At 36.5% G+C, this 19,701-nt stretch carries 10 protein-coding genes and 1 tRNA gene; 6 read left to right on the forward strand and 5 right to left on the reverse strand.

The window, feature by feature from the left end; translation table 11 throughout:
• From KZH69_RS11445 to KZH69_RS11455, 3 genes are all read right to left on the reverse strand, one after another.
• On the reverse strand, positions 1 to 5,572 hold a 5,572-nt coding region (locus tag KZH69_RS11445), incomplete at its 3' end, for an Ig-like domain-containing protein (RefSeq protein ID WP_219317582.1).
• A gap of 421 nt (positions 5,573 to 5,993) precedes the next feature.
• Positions 5,994 to 7,913, reverse strand: coding sequence for a glycoside hydrolase family 97 protein (locus KZH69_RS11450; protein ID WP_219317583.1), 1,920 nt, complete (start codon positions 7,911 to 7,913; stop codon positions 5,994 to 5,996).
• A 179-nt stretch (positions 7,914 to 8,092) separates the two neighbouring features.
• Positions 8,093 to 8,172: transfer RNA gene (locus KZH69_RS11455), tRNA-Leu, on the reverse strand.
• Positions 8,173 to 8,462: 290 nt separating this feature from the next.
• Between KZH69_RS11455 and KZH69_RS11460 the strand changes: the two genes are divergently transcribed.
• The 3 genes from KZH69_RS11460 (at position 8,463) to pth (ending at position 11,100) form a co-directional block, all read left to right on the forward strand.
• On the forward strand, positions 8,463 to 9,404 hold the full coding sequence (locus tag KZH69_RS11460; RefSeq protein ID WP_219317584.1) for a ribose-phosphate pyrophosphokinase: 942 nt from the start codon (positions 8,463 to 8,465) through the stop codon (positions 9,402 to 9,404).
• Between the two features lie 78 nt (positions 9,405 to 9,482).
• The gene (locus KZH69_RS11465; RefSeq protein ID WP_219317585.1) at positions 9,483 to 10,091 is read left to right on the forward strand and encodes a 50S ribosomal protein L25/general stress protein Ctc; all 609 of its coding nucleotides are present in this window, start codon (positions 9,483 to 9,485) and stop codon (positions 10,089 to 10,091) included.
• A 439-nt stretch (positions 10,092 to 10,530) separates the two neighbouring features.
• Positions 10,531 to 11,100, forward strand: coding sequence for an aminoacyl-tRNA hydrolase (gene pth, locus KZH69_RS11470; protein ID WP_219317586.1), 570 nt, complete (start codon positions 10,531 to 10,533; stop codon positions 11,098 to 11,100).
• Between the two features lie 50 nt (positions 11,101 to 11,150).
• Here the strand turns inward: pth and KZH69_RS11475 are convergent, their stop codons facing one another.
• Positions 11,151 to 13,835, reverse strand: coding sequence for a zinc-dependent metalloprotease (locus KZH69_RS11475; RefSeq protein ID WP_219317587.1), 2,685 nt, complete (start codon positions 13,833 to 13,835; stop codon positions 11,151 to 11,153).
• 220 nt (positions 13,836 to 14,055) lie between these two features.
• Between KZH69_RS11475 and KZH69_RS11480 the strand changes: the two genes are divergently transcribed.
• The 3 genes from KZH69_RS11480 to bioB all read left to right on the forward strand — a co-directional run bounded on the left by KZH69_RS11480 (position 14,056) and on the right by bioB (position 16,998).
• Entirely contained in the window at positions 14,056 to 15,000 is a 945-nt protein-coding gene (locus KZH69_RS11480; RefSeq protein WP_219317588.1) for a bifunctional riboflavin kinase/FAD synthetase, read from the forward strand.
• Positions 15,001 to 15,375: 375 nt separating this feature from the next.
• Positions 15,376 to 15,813 carry a hypothetical protein gene (locus KZH69_RS11485; RefSeq protein ID WP_219317589.1) on the forward strand — a complete coding sequence of 146 codons (438 nt, stop codon included), beginning with the start codon at positions 15,376 to 15,378 and terminating at the stop codon, positions 15,811 to 15,813.
• Positions 15,814 to 15,912: 99 nt separating this feature from the next.
• A complete protein-coding gene (bioB, locus tag KZH69_RS11490) occupies positions 15,913 to 16,998 on the forward strand; it encodes a biotin synthase BioB (RefSeq protein ID WP_219317590.1) in 1,086 nt (361 codons plus the stop codon).
• A gap of 98 nt (positions 16,999 to 17,096) precedes the next feature.
• Here the strand turns inward: bioB and KZH69_RS11495 are convergent, their stop codons facing one another.
• A complete protein-coding gene (locus KZH69_RS11495; RefSeq protein ID WP_219317591.1) occupies positions 17,097 to 19,571 on the reverse strand; it encodes a RemA C-terminal-like gliding motility protein in 2,475 nt (824 codons plus the stop codon).
• Positions 19,572 to 19,701: the final 130 nt, after the last annotated feature.

A 19,701-nucleotide genomic window follows, 5' to 3' on the forward strand; every position in this document is an offset into this window, starting at 1 on the left:
CCATTCCTGTTTGGGAAACAACAGTAATTGTTCCCGATGGTGTTCCGCAGGTAGGCTGAACAACACTCAAAGCTGTTGGAACGACCGGAGCTGTTGGAACAGCATTGATTTTAGTGGTAGTACCTGAAACCGCTAAACAAGTAGCATCCAAAACATTTCGAACAGATAATGTATAATTATTTGGAGTAAGTCCGGCAAACACATTTAACGATTGATAGTTTGTTGCATCTAAACTGTATTCCATCCCTGTTTGAGAAACAATGGTAATCGTACCCGATGGTATTCCGCAGGTAGGCTGAACAACACTCAAAGCGGTCGGAACAACCGGAGCTGTTGGAACAGCATTGATTTTGGTGGCAGTGCCTGATACAGCTAAACAAGTAGCATCCAAAACATTTCGAACAGACAACGTATAATTATTTGGCACAAGTCCAGCAAATACATTTGACGATTGATAGGTAGTTCCGTCCAAACTGTATTCCATCCCTGTTTGAGAAACAATGGTAATCGTACCCGATGGTGTTCCGCAAGTAGGCTGAACAACACTCAAAGCTGTCGGAACAACCGGAGCTGTTGGAACAGCATTGATTTTAGTGGTAGTACCTGATACAGCTAAACAAGTAGCATCCAAAACATTTCGAACAGACAACGTATAATTATTTGGACTAAGTCCGGCAAACACATTTGATGATTGATAGGTTGCTCCGTCCAAACTGTATTCCATTCCTGTTTGGGAAACAACAGTAATTGTTCCCGATGGTGTTCCGCAAGTTGGTTGAACAACACTCAAAGCGGTCGGAACAACCGGAGCTGTTGGGACTGCATTGATCTTGGTAGTAGTAGCTGATACAGCGGAACAACTAGCGTCCAAAACATTTCTAACAGACAACGTATAATTATTTGGAACAAGTCCAGCAAACTCATTTAAGGATTGATAGTTTGTTGCATCCAAACTGTACTCCATCCCTGTTTGAGGAGTTATTACAATTGTACCTGTTGGAATTGAACATGTAGGCTGAATGCTATAAGAAACTGTTGGAACTATTGGAGCAGTTGGAACAGCATTTATTTTCACAACAGGAGTCGAAGCCACTGAAGTACATCCATTGGCATTCGAAATTTTAAAAGTATAATCATTGTCTGCTACTAGACCAGTAAATAAATAATTAATACCCGAACCAATAACCGCGCTACCTATTGACGGAATTATAGTCCAACTTCCGGCTGGCAATCCGCTAAATAAAACAACGCCCGTATTTACTCCACATGTTGGTTGCGTTACACTATCTATAATAGGAGCTTGTTGTTTATCTAAAACAGGACTTACCATCAATCTATTAATGCTTTCACAACCAATCAAAGGTGTAGTCGATTGTTGCGATGCATAATAGTTTGCTCCAACTGCAATCATGGTATTTGAAGATAAAATAGTTCCCCCAGTTGCAGCATCATACCAAATTACATTTGAATTGTTTATGATTCCTTTTAAAACAATCGAATTTAATGTTGCGTTTTGAGATTCACAAAAAAGAGGTGTCACAGAATCAGCAGTTGGAGTCAACGGATCAACAATTACGGCTAAAACCTCAAGGCGATTCACACTTTCACATCCCGAAACATTTTGCGTAGCATAATACTTTGTTCCATCAACTAAAGGAGTGGTTCCAAGTAAAGAACTTCCAGAAACCGTTGCATCATACCATACAATCGGGGCACTTCCCGTTACTATTAAGTCCGAAATTTTTGCAAATTTACTAGAACAAAACGACTGTATTCCATTACCCGTAGGACTAGAAGGCGCATTTATGGTGACATTAGCAACAACTCTAGGTGAACTTTCACAACCCGATACAGTTTGGGAACCATAATATAAAGCACTTATCAAAGGAGTTGAATCCGGTAATGGAGTATTTCCTGTAGACGACGAATACCATTTTATGTTTACCCCAGAAGTTGCTGTGGCTGTAAGAGAAGCAACAGAAGCATTTGCAGACTCACAAAAAATGGGTGCCATATCCGATAAAGTTATTACTGAAGGCTTATTAATGGTAACCGTTACATTCAATTTAGATACACTTTCACAACCAGATATGGTCTGTGTTGCAGAATAAACACCATTTACCAAAACTGAACTTGGCGTCAATAAAGTCCCTAGAGAATCATACCATTTTACATTGCTACCTGTAACTATTAAATCAGCTACAGTGGCCGAATTACAAAAAATGGGATTCGAATCCGTTGTTGTTGGAGCAGCAGGTTTATTAATTGTAACGATAACTTTTAGCCTTTCTACACTCTCGCAAAGTAAACCTGTTGTTGCGGTTTGAGAAGCATAATAATCTTCTGAATCCACTAAAACAGCTGTAGCCAGCAATGGTGAACCGCCAACAGCATTCGCATACCATTTTATTCCAGTTCCAACAGCCATTAAATCTCCAATAGTTGCATTTTGAGATTCACAAAATGCCTGAGTAGCTGCACCAGTTGGTTTTGATTGCGAATTAATAGTTAACGATACCGCAGTTCTACTAGAGCTCAAACATCCATCAACCGTTTTTCTGGCTTCAGCATAATAGGTATAGACTCCAGGCAAAGTAACTGTAGGTATATAATTTAAATTATTAATTATCAAAGCACCACCACTGCTAGTACTATACCAATCAACTGTTTCTCCGCTATTAACTGAGGCAGACAAAGTTGGGTTCGCTTGTCCTTCGCATATTGATTTATCTCCACTACTGATTGGATTATTTATAACTGCACATGCGCAATTTGGAGCTGTTACAGCAAATGTTTCAACACAACCATTTCCTTTATCTGCACTAATAGTAATATTTGTTCCAGCTGGAACATTACTTATTGAATTCCCTATTATCACACCAACAGCTGGCACTCTTGTAATTATGCTCCCGCTTGCAGCAGTAAAATCGACAGTATAGGTCAATAAATCAGGGGAACACGTTTTTGCCGTCACATTCAAAAATGGTGAATCTTTTATTTCAAGTGCAACTGCCATTCTAGAAATACTAGAACAAGACCCTATATTGTTTTGGGCATAATAAGTAATTGAGCCAACTGAATTCCAGACTGGACTCGTAACTACATTTCCATTTGTCATGGAATCATACCAAACAATAGTCCCAGATGAAACTGTCGCTGTTGCAGTAAGCGTTTGTAAAGGGTTTGTTGCACAAACATTCAATTGATCTCCACCGCTCACAGGAATTTGAGGATTATTTATAATAACCGCATGTGCATATCTCGTGGCACTTTCACAGGTACCGATAGTTTGAGAAGCATAATAAGTAGTTCCTGAAACCAAAGTCGTCGAAGCAGAAAGTGCGCTCCCTCCAGTTAGATTTGCATACCATTTGATAGTACCTAATCCTGACGCTATTAAATCGGAAATTGTTCCGGAATTACAGATCGTTTGCGAACCAGAACCAGTTGGCACAGGTGTAGTATTAATACTAACTGTAGTTGGAGTTCTTGGAAAACTTTCACATGAAAGTGTTCCTGTCACCGTTTGAGTCGCATAATATGTTTCTCCATTTACTAAAACTGTATTAGGATCTAATGGTACTCCGCCTGTAGGAGCCGCGTACCATTTTATAGCTACACCGCTTGCTGATAAATCGGATACTATTGCGGTATTACAAAATGTTTGTGTTGATGCCACCGTTGGTCCTGCAGGATTATCTACAATAACATCTACTTGTAAACGAGAAATACTTTTACAGGAAGTTGTTGCATTCGTTTGTTCTGCAAAATAGAGACCTGTTGCTAGATCTGTACTAACAGGAAGCGCTGTTCCTCCATTAGCCGTTGTAAACCATTCTATATTATTTCCAGTTGCAACCAAATCGCTAACTTTTGGATTGTTTATTTCACAAAAATTTTGATTAGCCGAACCTGTCGGAGCATCAGTAACGTTATAAACAACAGTAATATCAGCAGATGAAACAGAACACTGACCACTTGAAATTGTCCATGTAAAAACATAGGTTCCAGTAGCACTAACAGTCGCTGTCGCATTCCCAAGTGAACTATCACTAAAAATAACAGTCCCTGGTCCCGATTTTTTAGACCAAACTCCCACTCCTATTGATGGCGTATTTCCCCCAAGAACTGCACTGGTTAAAGAACATCTGGATTGATTTCCTCCTACTGTCGCAACAGTTGGATTAGAAGCAAAATTCATAGTCATACTGTCAGTAGAATAACAAGGAGTCAAAGCAGATCCTGACACAACAACCGGATTTGGTGATTCCAAATTATAATCAATAGCTCCACTACCGTAATCACTAGTTCTTGTTGCCGGACTCAAAAACGAGTTGGTAACATTATAATTGGATGATGTATTATCCTGCATTGTAAAGGCAAAAAACTTAACATCGCCACTAGTGTATCCAACTAATGCTTTTGAAACTTCGACTTCGAATCCCAAATTATAATCGGAAGTACCTGTGTTGTTTTTATTGACTCCCATTACAGATGTTGGAACACCTGTAGCTGCTGTACCCAAATAGGTTTTTGTAGAATTCCCTGTTTTCAATTCGATTACATCGGCGTAATAATTTGTTTCACCGCCATCTGTTGCAATGGCCAAGCAATAATCAGCAAAAAAATAGGAATCAAAAGTACTTGGATTGTTGTTAAAATAGTTAAATGCCCTTACTGGAAGCGATCCATTTTCATCCCCATAATTAGAAACATTAAATCCCCCAGGTTTGGTATCCAAAAAAACCATAATTCTTCTATAATTTAAAGCTTTACCTGCAATTCCAAAAACCAATTTGTCTTCTGTTGGGCTTATTTTTAGGGCATTAATATATCCATTTGTTGCAAGACCAGATAATGAAGCAGAAAGAACATTATCCTCTAAAGGAGCTGTTCCCCAAGCATTTTCGGTAAGAGAACCATCCAATGTTACTGCATATCGAGATCGAACACTTACTATTTGCCCATTGGCCAATGCATTTGTAGTATATGTTCTACTGCTAGACATCGCTTGTTTGACAACACCATCAACCGAAAATTCAAATAAATCAGCTCCACCATTAGCAGTAAAGGTTACCGAAGACCCTAAACATAATGGATTGGAAGCATTATTTATTGGATTTGACGACAAAGTAACCACTGGTGGAACATTATATACAGACGCTACCACAGGAACACGAGTACTAGTCCCTAAACTTGATCGAGCAGACACATAAAAAGTGGTTGTAGTTGATACATTAGGACTATAATTATTCCCTGTAGCCAAAACGGTTACACTCGTTTGGCTAGAAAACCATTCAATCACATCTCCGCTTGCTCCTGTAGCCGAAAGATTAATTATTCCTGGACCACAAGAACTTCCTGCAGTTGTTGTAGGTGGAGTAACTATTGCTGAAAGATCATACTTTCCAAAAGAAGTCAGATGCAAACCTTTTATGCTTTTTGAACATTTAAAAAGTAATACTTCCTCCTTAGTCTTAGATAAAAATGCTAAATTCTTAAAATTTGCAGCAATTAATTTATTGCTTAATATAATAACAATTAGTAAAATTAAACGTAATTTTATTTTCATCAATCTATGTTTATTGTTAAAAAATAACGATTTGGTAACTTTAAGATTTTAAAAGTAAAACTTTAATTACTTTTATAACAGCATCATTTTTTTCACAATAAGACTACAACGATGTAGTATTAACTAATGTTCATAATTTAATAAATTAATACTCCAATTTCTTAATAAATTGTACTTTAATCGATTAAAAAACATGTTATATCGATTTTTTAACACTTTATTCATTTAAACAAGAAGACGAATTCAATGCTCTAATTAAAAGAAAAAAGCAGCAAGACGGATAAACAAATAAATAAGCAAACTACAAACCAACACCTTGTCCTTCAATTTAAAACAAAATGCCAGCATACCAAAATAATAGCTTTATTATTCTGCTACACTGACATTACCAACCTAACTAAACTTCAACTATTTCTTCTCACTACATTTTCACCACAAAACCACCATTGGGCTTCATCGTTACTTTAAGCTTTTTGTTTTTTGAAATCATCTGTTGTTGAAAACCTTTCTCATTTTCCAGTATGACATAACCGGATTCATTGGTCACAAATGACAAATCAAGTTCTATTTCTTTGGCTTTGTTTTCACCATTAATACCCACTATATGCCAAACGTTGTCTTTTTTTCTGGCCATAACAATATATTTTCCTGGGTATCCATCTATAAATTTGGAATCATCCCAATTCGTCGGAATATCTTTTAGATAATCCACCACATATTTAGGCATTTTGGCCATCCCAACAGGCGTTTCGGCAATGTGTTGAATCCCTGACAAGAATAAAACAGGCAAAGCCAATTCAAAAGCAGGTGTTGTTTTACGCTTGATATTAGGAATAGAATCCAATACCATAGGTGTGAAATCCATTGGGTCAAAAACATTTCTTGCAAAAGGAAGCATCGAGCAATGACTAGGTTGCAAATCGGCAATATCCTGAAAAAACGTAATATACTCTTGTCCTTTCACTGCCTCGGTAGAGATTAAATTGGGAAAAGTACGCTGCAACCCTCTTGGCAAAGTAGCCCCATGAAAATTAACCAATAATTTATGTTCCGCAGCATCTTTCAACATGGCGTGATAATAGGCAATCATCGACTGTCCATCACCACCAAAAAAATCAACTTTAACACCCGCAATTCCCATTTCTTGTAATTTTGAGAATTCTTTATCTCTGTCGGCGTGGGTTAGTAATTTCCCTTTCGGATGGTATTCCGTACTATTCCATGACCCTGATGAATTGTACCAAACCAATAGTTTAACGTTTTTTGCTGCGGCATGAGCTACCAACTCTTTCATTTTGGCATCGCCGATTCGAGTATCCCAATCGGCATCAATCAAACAATACGGCCAATTCATACTGGAGGCATAATCAATAAATTGTAAGGTGGTTTCAAAATTAACTGATTCATCCTTTAGCAAAACCCAACTCCAAGAAGACAAGCCACTTTTAATAAAAGAAGCGTCCATAGGAATCGCTGGATCGGCCAAATCGGTTCCTAGTGTACTTTCGGTAATCGTTTTTAAAGTGCCAACAGTAATGATTCGCCAAGGCGTGTACCAAGGCAATTGCGATTCGGGATTTAGAGCGCCGTTTGGGAAAATTTCTTCCTTTTGCGGAAAAGTAACTTGTAATGCTTTTGAGGCATCATTATATACCAATCGGCTACCGCAGTAATTATCCTGCAATCCGGATTCAGTAATTAAAACCCAAGCATCATTCGCATTGAACAAAGCCGGATATACCCACCCTTCTCCAATCGCTGGCTTGGCATTTACGGGAACACCCATCGCATAATGCTCTTCGTAAGACGGATTGGTTTCTTTCCAACCCGTTTTAGCTTTTGACATTGGTTGCAACCACGCTTTTGCGGGAGCATCAAAATTATAAGTGGTTTTCTCTTCCGTTATTTTCTTGATAACGTCAGACGTTTTAGGAAAATGATACCGCAAAGCGATTCCATCATAGGAAAGTTGAAAAATAATTTCCATATCTTCTCCGGTTTTGTTTTGTAATCTCACTATATATTGATTGGCTGCATAGTGAATGTTTTTTCGTTTCCCCTGAAGCATATTGTAATCATCTTGAACAGCTTTCGCTTCAGAAACCTTTACAATCTTCATGTCAGTATAGAAATTGGCATCCTCACGAACAATCCCAAGCTCAGAAGTATTGATAACCAATTTATTTTTGAAGAAAACTTTATAAGAAGGTGTTTTCTTCGAGGTCAGATTAAATTCAACTTTTATGGTTTTATCAGCATTGACAAACGAGTAATTGACAGGGTTTTCAGCAAATGAATATAGTGAAAAAACCAATAAAAGGATACTGCATATTTTGTTCATAATTATAAGTGTTTAATTTACACTTACAAGTTTACGACAAAAATATTTATAAATTATGATACACGTAAAAAATTACGATTCTGATTGTAAAATACTTAGAATTTATAAAAAAGAAGGAATTTGAAAGAATTAAAAACCTCGTAAAACCAAAAAAACCGCTTCTTTCGAAGCGGTTTTTGTACCCGGAGCCGGAGTCGAACCGGCACGGTTTCCCACAGGTGTTTGAGACCAGCGCGTCTACCAATTCCGCCATCCGGGCTTAGCTAGACATGAAACAATTAACAATTATTTCAACGCAATAAAGAGATAATGTGTTTCAACAATTATCTTTTCCTTTAACACGGTGCAAATGTAAAAAATATTTTTAAACATTCTAATAAAAATACTTAAATTTTTCCTTTCAGAGTTGATTTTATTTTCTAAATTTGCACCTCCTAAAAAAAGGAAATCACAACTAACTACACTCGAGGCATTTATATTCTTCTGGCTTTAGACATAATGATGAAGCCGAACTGTATTAAACGCAGCGAAATAAAAACAACAAATTAAATGTCACACCTAGAACCAGAAGCTAAAATTTTTGCTTGTTCAAAAAGTGAGTATCTTGCAGAGAAAATTGCAAAAGAATACGGAATCCCTATGGGGAAAGTTACCATGTCTACTTACAGTGATGGTGAGTTTCAACCTTCTTACGAAGAATCAATCAGAGGGTTACGTGTTTTTATCGTTTGCTCAACGTTTCCTACTGCCGATAATTTAATGGAATTACTATTGATGATTGACGCTGCAAAACGTGCATCAGCAAGACACATTACAGCTGTTATACCTTACTTCGGTTGGGCAAGACAAGACAGAAAAGACAAGCCACGAGTGCCGATTGGAGCAAAACTAGTAGCTAATTTACTAGATGCTGCGGGAGCCACAAGAATAATGACTATGGATTTGCATGCTGATCAAATACAAGGATTCTTCGAGAAACCAGTAGATCATCTTTTTGCATCCACTATCTTTTTACCATACGTAGAAAGCCTAGGTCTAGATAATTTAATGATTGCTTCGCCAGATATGGGAGGATCGAAAAGAGCTTACGCTTATTCTAAATTCTTAAATTCTGAAGTAGTAATTTGCTATAAACAAAGAAAAGCGGCCAATGTTATTGAAACAATGGAGCTTATCGGAGAAGTAAAAGGCAAAAATGTAATCTTAGTGGATGACATGATTGACACAGGAGGAACTTTGGCGAAAGCTGCCGATTTAATGATCGAAAAAGGAGCCTTAAGTGTAAGAGCCATTTGTACACACGCCATCTTATCGGGCGGTGCATACGAAAAAATAGAGAATTCAAAATTGTTGGAACTAATCGTAACCGATTCTATTCCGTTGAAAAAACAATCCAACAAAATAAGAGTAGTGAGTTGTGCACCTCTTTTTGCCGAAGTAATGCACATGGTGCATCACAACAATTCCATTAGTGGAAAATTCTTAATGTAAGAATTGATTATTAGATTGTTCGAACAGCCAAATAATCCATAAACAAGAGTTTAATTAATAACTATATAAATATTTACAATGAAATCGATTACAATTAAAGGATCAGAAAGAGAAAGCGTGGGCAAAGTAGCTACTAAAGCCTTACGTAATGCTGGATTGGTTCCTTGCGTATTATACGGAGGAAGTCAGGCAGTTCATTTTTCAGCGGAAGTTATAGCTTTCAAGAACTTGGTTTACACTCCAAACGCGCACACAGTTGTGATTGAACTTGGAGAAGGAAAAACTTTCAATGCAGTTTTACAAGACATTCAAGTACACCCGGTATCTGACAAAATTTTACATATTGACTTCTTTCAAATCTTTGATGACAAAGAAATCACTATGGAAGTTCCAGTAAAAATAGTTGGAAAATCAAAAGGAGTTATGGCAGGTGGAGATTTACGTTTGAACACTCGTAAATTGAAAGTTAAAGCTTTACCAAAAAATCTTCCAGATTTCGTTGAAGCTGACATCACACCTCTTGACATGGGTAACAAATTATACGTTACTAAAGTGCCAACACCAAACTTCAAAATCATGCACCCAGACAACACAGTAATTTGTCAGGTGAAGATCTCTCGTGCGGCTATGAAAGCAGCGCAAGAAGCAGCAAAAGCAGCAAAAGCTCCTGCAAAAAAGAAAAAATAATACTTTTTCAATCTATATCAAAAGCATCAGTTTCACGACTGGTGCTTTTTTTTTGAATAAAAGCGAAAGATTGGGCATTTCAGGAAGCATGGATTCCCGCTTTCCGCTATATTCCATCTCGTAGAAAAAACGAGCTGGGATACCGCTGCAATCGGGGCTAGTTGGATTTTATGGTTTTATTTTTGCAATCATACTACTTCAAAACGCGCAAAAAAAAGCAAGGAACACAAAGCTTTGCGAACTTCGCATAATTCTTAGCGAGTTTTGCGGTTAAATTTGACGTAATTCATATCGCCCAATAATCGAATAAAGTTTATTTTTGCAGCATGATAAAATGTCCCGATAGCTATCGGGAACAAACGCTTTTATCACCAAAAACAGAAGAGAACATAGATAATGTGAAACCAGAGGTTCACGAACACCAAAAAAATATAAAAACGTGAGTAATAAATTTTTAATCGTTGGTCTTGGTAACATCGGCTCCGAATACGTAAATACACGACACAATATTGGTTTTAAAGTAGTCGATTTTTTAGCAAAAAAAGAAGGAATCTCATTCGAAACCGTAAAACTGGGCGCACTCGCCGAATACAAATTCAAAGGAAGAACCTTTTTACTACTTAAACCCAATACTTATATGAATCTAAGCGGCAAGGCCGTAAAATATTGGATGGACAAAGAAAACATTCCTCTGGAAAACCTATTTGTCATCACCGATGATTTGAATCTTTCGTTCGGAACCATTCGCATCCGAAAAAAAGGCAGCGATGGAGGACATAACGGACTCAAAAACATCAATCTCGTTCTAAACACACAAGAATATACCCGCTTTAGATTTGGCATCAGTGATGAATTCAAAAAAGGCCAACAAGTTGATTACGTTTTGGGAGATTGGGACGATACCGAGAAAGCAAAACTTCCCGAAAGACTGGAACTCGCTTCCGAAATCATAAAATCTTTTGGAACAGCAGGACTGGAAAATACTATGACAACCTATAACGGTAAATAAAAAAAGGGAGACAAGCAATTTGTCTCCCTTTTTGTAAATTTAAAACAGTTTTAGTTCACTATAATCTTAGAAACTCCCTTTCGATCTCCATCTACGACCGTAACGATATACGTTCCGGCTGAAGCATTAATCAATTGAATATTCTCATTGAAATTACCCGTATTTTTGAAGGTTTTTTGATAAATCTTACGCCCCAACATGTCAGTAACAAATACTTCAACATCAGTTTTATCAGGACTCGTAAAAAGGATAGTAAAGTTTCCTTTATTGGGATTCGGATACAAAATGAAATCCTTAACATCATAACTTGGTGTTGCCAAAGTTGCATAAGCGCTAGAACAAATCTGTATCGATGCCGAATTTATTGTCCCTGTATCACCAACTCCTATATCCCTAAATCTTAATTTCCATGTTCCTCCAGGATTTTCTCCATTAAAGGCAGATAAAAGAGCTGCCGGAGCAACCGTTTGACTGGTTGTTGAACCACATGTTAACAACCCGCCCAAATCATCATAAGTCAAAACTAAACTTGTATTACTGGCACCACAGGATCTATCAAAAAGTTTCACTACAGTTCCCTTTGGACTAACCAAATCAATTTGAACATCCGATATATAAGTATGTGTAAAACTAAGGTTGACATTTACGTCTTTAATTTCTAGAGAACCAGCCGGCACCACGATTGTCTTCTCAGTATAAGTACTTTGCGCATCGGGTATTGAATAGGGCGTTGCATAGGAATAGGTATTACAAGACGAAACAACACGATAACCTATTGCAAAAGGTTTACTATTTACCGCATAAAAAATATTACCTGTAGGTTCTATCAAAATTCTACAATTCTTGGCTGCAGTAGTTGGAGCCGTAACAACCTCTGAGCCGTCGTTTGGAGTATTCGTTGCCAAAAATATAGGAAAAGTCAAACCACCGTCAGTAGACAACCTAATATTCACATTGGATGAACCAGATAAAGAATCAGTACCATTTACACTCCACGTTATAGTCTGTACAGAACCTAAAAACCAACTTGAATCAGCTGTGTTTTGCGAAGTAACGGCAAATGGCCCTTTAGTATCATCTACCGTAACTACCATCGCATCCGAATTAGTTTGACCTAGTCCTTCACTCGCATTATCTCTACCGGTAAATACAAAATTCAACTTCCTACTCACTGACGAAACAGATTCCCAGGCCGAAGTTAACTGACTAGACAACACTCTGTCAAAAGCCGGAAAATAACGATTGGTCACACTACTTGGCAAAAAAGATCTAAAATTAGGACCATTGGATTTTGTAGCATAAGCATAACTATTCGCACCACTTTGACTTGTCGTAGCCGAATCATTTTGCTCCCAACAATAAGTCAACGTATTTCCATTTGGATCTGAAGCTGTACCATTTAAAACAAAAGCAGTACTTTTTGGAATAATATAATCCATCCCAGCATTTACTGTTGGAGTTTGATTGCTCATTGGAGTACTTAAGGGACATGTTTTAGTAGCCAAGTTATCTTGAATTTGCTTAACACTTGCGTAAGCAAAATAATCGTCCGATTCACTTTGAACATTATAATCAGTTATTCCGGCGTAACCCATAATAGTAGTACCACTTCCAGGTTCTACACTTATGCCAGTCCCTTCAACGTCATACGAAAAAGTATGATTAGCTCCTAGTTGGTGCCCCATTTCGTGAGCCACATAGTCGACATCAAAACTATCACCCTCTGGCTTACCATTGGATGGCGATGTAAAGGCACTCCCTTTACCTGCAGGCTCAGAAACAGTTGGATCAACACAAACGCAACCTATACAGCCAGCATCTCCCCCCCCTCCTGAAGCCCCAAACAAATGTCCAATATCATAACCCGCGTTACCAATCACCGAAGTCAAGGTATTTTGTAATTGCAAGGTCCAATCCCCACCAACCCCAGCTGTAGCATCGGAGTACGGATCTGTTGCAGCATCGGTGTAAATTAAAGCGATATTGTTGGCTATAATTTCCAGTTTTAAAGCTAAATCTTTATTGAACACCCCATTTACACGTGTCATCGTCGTATTCATTGCAGCCAAGGCATTCGCTGCTGTCCCTCCAAAATAAGCAGTATATTCCCCAGTGCAAGACAATGCTAGTCTCATAGTTTTAAACACTCCATTATTAGACCTTAATTTACTCGTTTCTTTTGCCAAATCCTTATTCAATGCAACATCCACCGTCCTACAAGTTAAAGGCAAATCTCCTTTACTTCGATTCTTAGAAGTCGTAATTGCATATATTGATTTATCTTTAGCTAAAGGCTCAATAAATTCCGAACCGCTGTCTCCTCTCAAAACCATAGTTTGAATTCCGCTCGGAGAAACACTAAAATTAATGGAAGCCCCAGGATCTGTAATCCCTGTTCCCGAATAGGCACGGATTTCAGGATATAGCGCTTGCAATTCAGGAGCAAAATTAGAAGACTCTACAACCAAAAACTGTTCAATTTGCCCATTACTATTTGGTATTGCAATTGCAACTCCTTTATTGATCGGAGCGCGTGAACGCAATGTTTCGAGAGAATTTTTAAATTCGGCTTCATTTAAAGTGTACAATAATTTACTCTCTAATTCAGAATTACTTTCCTGTCTTTCAGAAACTGTTTTTTGAGAATAACCTACCGCTGTCCAAGACGATTTCCCTTGAGAATATCCAACAAAAACAACCCAAAATAAACCAAAACAAAATAGTAATTTACTCATAATTATAAAAATTAATTCACAAAATTAATTCATTTGCAATGGAATACACAACGATTTAAAAAATGATTTCACAAATTTCACGTACTCCCTATCCAATACAACCGCCAGTGTGACATAATAATATTGGTAATTAATAACATTTCCCTCTTAAAATAGAAACTTCTTATTCTTCTTTTTAAAATAGATAGTATAAATTTGCAAAATATTAAAATTATGTATTTTGAAGATTTTTCATTCTATAAACGATTTCCAAATTGGTACTGGAGAAACAATAAAAAAAACGATCCTTACACTAGGAACCTTTGACGGTGTTCATTTTGGCCATAAAAAAATTCTGGAAAAACTTACCCAAAGTACAGAAAACGAAAAATACGAAAGCCTAGTGCTTACTTTTTTTCCACATCCTCGTATGGTTTTACAAGAGGACTCAGACATAAAACTTCTCAATACCATTGAAGAAAAAATAGATCTATTCGACAAAATAGGGATTCAAAATTTAGTTATTCATCCTTTTGACGAGAGCTTCTCCAGATTGACAGCCGAAGAATTTGTAAAAAACATACTGGTTGATCAATTTCATATTCACAAAATAATAATTGGTCATGACCACCGATTTGGGCGCAATAGAACTGCTAATATCGATGATTTAAAAGCTTTTGGAAAACAATATGATTTTGAGGTAGAAGAAATTTCGGCACAAGAAATCAACGAAGTGTCTGTAAGCTCAACAAAAATTAGACATGCACTAATCGAAGGCAATGTGGCTTTGGCTAATAAATATTTAGGTTATGATTATTCTCTAACGGGCATTGTAACCAAAGGGAAACAATTGGGCAGAACCATTGGTTTTCCAACTGCCAATTTGAAATTAGACGAAAACTTCAAGCTTATTCCTCAAAACGGAGTGTACATTGTGAAGAGCGTTATCCGCTCAAAAACTGTTTTAGGAATGATGAATATTGGCTTCAATCCCACAGTTGATGGCAAATATCAGACAATCGAAATCAATTATTTTGACTTTGATGAAGTTTTATACAACCAAAAGATTACAGTTTATATTTTAGAAAGAATCCGAGCAGAAGAAAAATTTGACTCAGTAACTCATTTAAAAGAGCAATTAGAAAAAGATAAAAATACAGCTTTGGCTTATTTTAAAAATGTATAGAATCTTTCATACTATTATCCTTTTCGGTAAAGCTTTTTTTACAATATTGGCAATATTGCTCTGAAGTTGTTGATTATCCGTGAGAGGGATAATAGGGAACTACTGAAGTAGCCCATCCCGATAACTATGGAAAATCCAAATCCGATTAACACAAGTGACCTAACAGACATAAAGAAAAATAGGCAACTTCACTTACTGTAGCCTTTCCTATATAATTTTAAAAACGGAGGCTACCGTTTCCCTTTTCCATAAAAAGGATAAAAAACTACGATATCACTATATTTGTAATTCTATCAATTATTTTTCGTAAATTTATATCAACCTACGTGATTACCAAACATATACTGCATTTCTAACTTTTAAAAAACGAATGACATGAAAGTAAAAAAAGAAATTAAAAATGGGTATTTCATTTTTATAACAATAGGAACATATTTTCTGCTGATGGAATTTCTAGGACTATCCCATCTTTTCTATTTAAGATTACTGAATGTGTTTTTCATTATTTATGCTGTTAATGATACTTTACAATCAAGAATTGCCCATGGCAAGAAAAAATTTGTCCCCAATGCTTTGGCTGCTTTAGTAACTTCAGCGGTAGGAGTATCGCTCTCTATAGCAGGACTATTGATTTATAGTTATCTGAGAGGAGGCGATGCTTACATTCATAACTTATCGGAAACCTTTTTATTCGGCGGACACCCTTCAATCAATATATATTGCTTTAGCTTATTTTTTGAAGGAATTGCTTCATCGGTTATCGTTACCCTCTTATTAATGTTGTACTATAATGATAAATTTATAGCAGATTAAACCACTCTTTTAAACTATTCATAGTAAGTCTTTTTAAACCCAATACATTGCTTCTTTATAACAATTTGATTACTTTTGGGGCATCAAAATAAAGGATCAATGAGTATCACAAAACACAACTGGACGAAAGAAGAAATTATTGCTATTTATAATAAACCGATGATGGACTTGCTTTATGAAGCAGCTACTATTCACCGGGAACACCATGACCCAAATGTAGTTCAGGTTTCTACTTTGGTTTCCATTAAAACAGGTGGCTGTTCTGAAGATTGCGGATATTGCCCACAAGCTGCCAGATACAACACAGGTGTTGAAGGAAACAATCTAATGTCTGTAAACCAAGTAAAAGCACAAGCCCTTCAGGCCAAATCAGGAGGTTCTTCCCGTGTATGTATGGGAGCAGCCTGGAGAAATGTAAAAGACGGCCCTGAATTTGACCAAGTTTTGGAAATGGTTCGTACCATCAACAAAATGGACATGGAAGTTTGCTGTACTTTAGGTATGATTACCGAAAACCAAGCTCAACGATTGGCAGAAGCAGGTCTTTACGCTTACAATCACAACTTAGATACTTCAGAAGATTATTATAAAGAAGTAATCTCTACTCGTGGATTTGAAGATCGCTTACAAACTATAGAAAATGTTCGCAAAACCAGCGTTACCGTTTGTAGTGGTGGAATTATAGGAATGGGAGAAAGCATCGAAGACAGAGCTGGAATGTTAGTAGCACTGTCCACTTTGAACCCACAACCGGAATCGGTACCAATCAATGCTTTAGTAGCGGTAGAAGGCACACCGATGGAAAATGAAAAACCGGTAGAAATTTGGGAAATGATTCGAATGGTAGCCACCACTAGAATTGTAATGCCAGAAACTCAAGTGCGTTTATCGGCTGGAAGAATGAATATGAGTCGCGAAGGTCAAGCCATGTGTTTCTTTGCTGGAGCCAATTCTATTTTTGCTGGAGACAAATTACTTACAACACCAAATCCAGACGTTAATGAAGACATGAAAATGTTTGATTTATTGGGTTTAAAACCACAAAAACCATTCAAAAAAGCAGTACAAAGACCAACTGTTGAAGCAGTTGATTCTCAATTTGAATCACTAGGAGAAAAACCAAAATGGACTAGACCAGGGCATACGATTGAGAAAAATTTAGAAGCATCAATAAAAGGAAAATAAAACTTTTTATAGAAATAGTAAAGCCCCTTTTTCATTATGAAAATGGGGCTTTTTAGTTTAAACAATCCTAATTACTTTCTCTAATGTTTTACATTTAATCAAAAAAATACTTTATCCGTCCTACTAGTATTATCTCCAAAAACAGTTTTAACTATTAAAATTTGGTGCTTCAAAATTAAATTAGAAACTACAATCTGACGATTATCGATACGTGTCCTTTGATAAAGAAGTGCTCCTTTTAAATCATAAATAAAGACTGTAGATAAATCCACATTTATAGACTTAAAATTCAATTGATTCCCTTGTATTGCAATCTCGAATTGTTGTTTAGAATTATCAAAAACATCATTCTTAAGAACTGATTCTTTAGCGGAAGTATAACGCAGTACAAAACGTTCATTATATTCGCCATTTTGCGTAGAGAAAACATACGGGCTCTTTCCTAAATTATGAATAACACCATTGCTTTTGTCTTCTAAAAAAATTTGACGTTTGTTAAACAAACCATCAACCTGATCAATACTAATTGTAAAAGTATCTCCGAGCTTACTTTTGTATCCCAACGGAACACTATCTAATTCGTAAAACGGCAAGGCACGCCCTTGAATAGAAAGCTTTTTTATTTTGTTTATACTGTAAAAATCAACATCTGAATTCCCATTAAAACTAATACCGTCATACAAATCATCCAAATCATTTGTAGCTCCATCTATATAACCAACCAATAATTGCTTAAAAACACCCTTAGCACTAGTAAAATTAAGCCAAATTCTATTTTTCGCTACATTTTCTCTCTCTTTAGTCTTTTCGTTCTTAAAAAATTGATTATTTAATCCTGGTTGAAAAATACGCATCGCATTGTTAAATTCAAAACTACCCGCTACTTTACTACCTACAAAAAATGACTGGCCCGCCGCTATTTTACCAGATGGAAATCCACCTCCTGTCGATGCTTCTACCGCTGTCCTTGTACCTCCAGTCAAGTTGTATGTAGCATAATCATCCGAATTATAAAAATATTGATTTCCCGTTTTCGTTGCAGTTGAATTGTGTGTCCAAAAATACAAAGCACCATACAATACTGATGCATTTTTCAGTATAAACGAATCGGCGTCTACAGCTGATGGATAAGGATTCCCAATTAAATTATTTTGTCCCTCCAGAACTGAAATATTAATAATTCCATTGTATGGCATCCCCACAAACTGAACCTGTTGTTTGTAATAAACATCTACTCCATTCCAATATTCGCCGTTCGCATAAGCAATATTAGGTTTAGGAACTCGAATAATAAATCCTTTTCCAGCTGGATTCATAGTAGAATTTCCATTTTCTGTCACCCACTTGTTATCAGCAAAACTAAAGTATTTATCATAAAATGTATTTGGTGACAATATATTCAAAACTTGGTTTTTTACGGGCGAGGACCAATACGTAAAATCAAAATTCTTCATCGGAGCAGTAATTCGCCTGTAGATAATATCACCCGTGTTAACAGCTAAATCATTCACCTGAACCAAACTCGCATCATTTTCAAATGTTAAAGAAGCAGTTCCCAATACACTTAACTCATTTTCCAATTGCAAAACACTACCCGACTCTACCTTAACAGCTACGCCTGAGTCTATTTGACACGAACAAGCTTCTAGAGCTGAATCAATCAAAAAATCACTCGAAAAACGTACTTTTTTGTTCCGATCAGGGATACCATTAGACCAGCCATGATTATAGATAGTTTCAACAGGAGAAACTCTTATGGTATTCGAGTTGGCACTTACTCCACAACTATTAGCAGAACGCAATCTAACAAAGCAACTTTCTCCTGGTTTTAATCCAAGAATAGATTCCATGAGAACATTCCCTATTTCTTTATTTTGATAGCCTGATAAGCTATTTACAAAATCTGAATCGGTAGCAACATCAATAAAATAATCTAACGCATCTTCAGATTCATTCCAACTTAATTCGAAAGAAGTCGCCAAACAAGGAAGTGCAATCTCTGTCAAAATAGGCACACTAGAAATGACACAGGAAACAATTCCTCTAAATTCAAAATCATTGACACTAAAAGTACCAGTTCCAGCATTTGCTCCCCATCCGTATAATCTGAATGTAATAGGAGAACTGATGTTTTGAAAATTGCTACTAGATAAAGATACTGTTGCCCCAGTTGCTAAAACCGTACCAACATCTGATGTAAATCCATCAACACTAGAACGCAAAGCAAAACGAGTAGGTCCATTCTCTGAAATTTGTCCTGTATAAACAAAACTTACAAAATCAATCTCTTTAGTGGGATTTGGAGTTAAAGAAAATTCAAAATAAGTATTAGAATCCAACTCATCCGATTTCCAACTTCTAGCGTCGTATCTGTTATTGGCATTTATTCCAAATATACCACTTCCTCTTCCAATCCCAGAAACGGTTATATCTGAGCTAACAATTTGTCCCGATGTATATGGATTCGAATCATTAGGGTTAACGCCATTTATAGGATTACTGAATATAGATTGCCCGATCGACAAACTGGGAATACAAAAACAAAACAATAAAACTCTTAAAAATTGTTTCATATGCAAACATTTATTGATTTTTGACAGCCATATGTAATTTGCATATTTTAATTGATTCTTGCGACCAATCTTTTGGTCATGATTCTTTCATCTAAAATAATTTAAACTCATATTAAAAAACTAAAATAAG

The sequence above is a fragment of the Flavobacterium taihuense genome, from assembly GCF_019351435.1.
Lineage (GTDB): Bacteria > Bacteroidota > Bacteroidia > Flavobacteriales > Flavobacteriaceae > Flavobacterium > Flavobacterium taihuense.

What these genes read in the sequence shown, in the direction of transcription:
- bioB (WP_219317590.1), top strand. Translation starts at nt 15,913, where the DNA reads ATGAGTATCACAAAACACAACTGGACGAAAGAAGAAATTATTGCTATT.
- KZH69_RS11475 (WP_219317587.1), bottom strand. Translation starts at nt 13,835, where the DNA reads ATGAGTAAATTACTATTTTGTTTTGGTTTATTTTGGGTTGTTTTTGTT.
- KZH69_RS11450 (WP_219317583.1), bottom strand. Translation starts at nt 7,913, where the DNA reads ATGAACAAAATATGCAGTATCCTTTTATTGGTTTTTTCACTATATTCA.
- KZH69_RS11485 (WP_219317589.1), top strand. Translation starts at nt 15,376, where the DNA reads ATGAAAGTAAAAAAAGAAATTAAAAATGGGTATTTCATTTTTATAACA.
- KZH69_RS11465 (WP_219317585.1), top strand. Translation starts at nt 9,483, where the DNA reads ATGAAATCGATTACAATTAAAGGATCAGAAAGAGAAAGCGTGGGCAAA.
- KZH69_RS11460 (WP_219317584.1), top strand. Translation starts at nt 8,463, where the DNA reads ATGTCACACCTAGAACCAGAAGCTAAAATTTTTGCTTGTTCAAAAAGT.
- KZH69_RS11495 (WP_219317591.1), bottom strand. Translation starts at nt 19,571, where the DNA reads ATGAAACAATTTTTAAGAGTTTTATTGTTTTGTTTTTGTATTCCCAGT.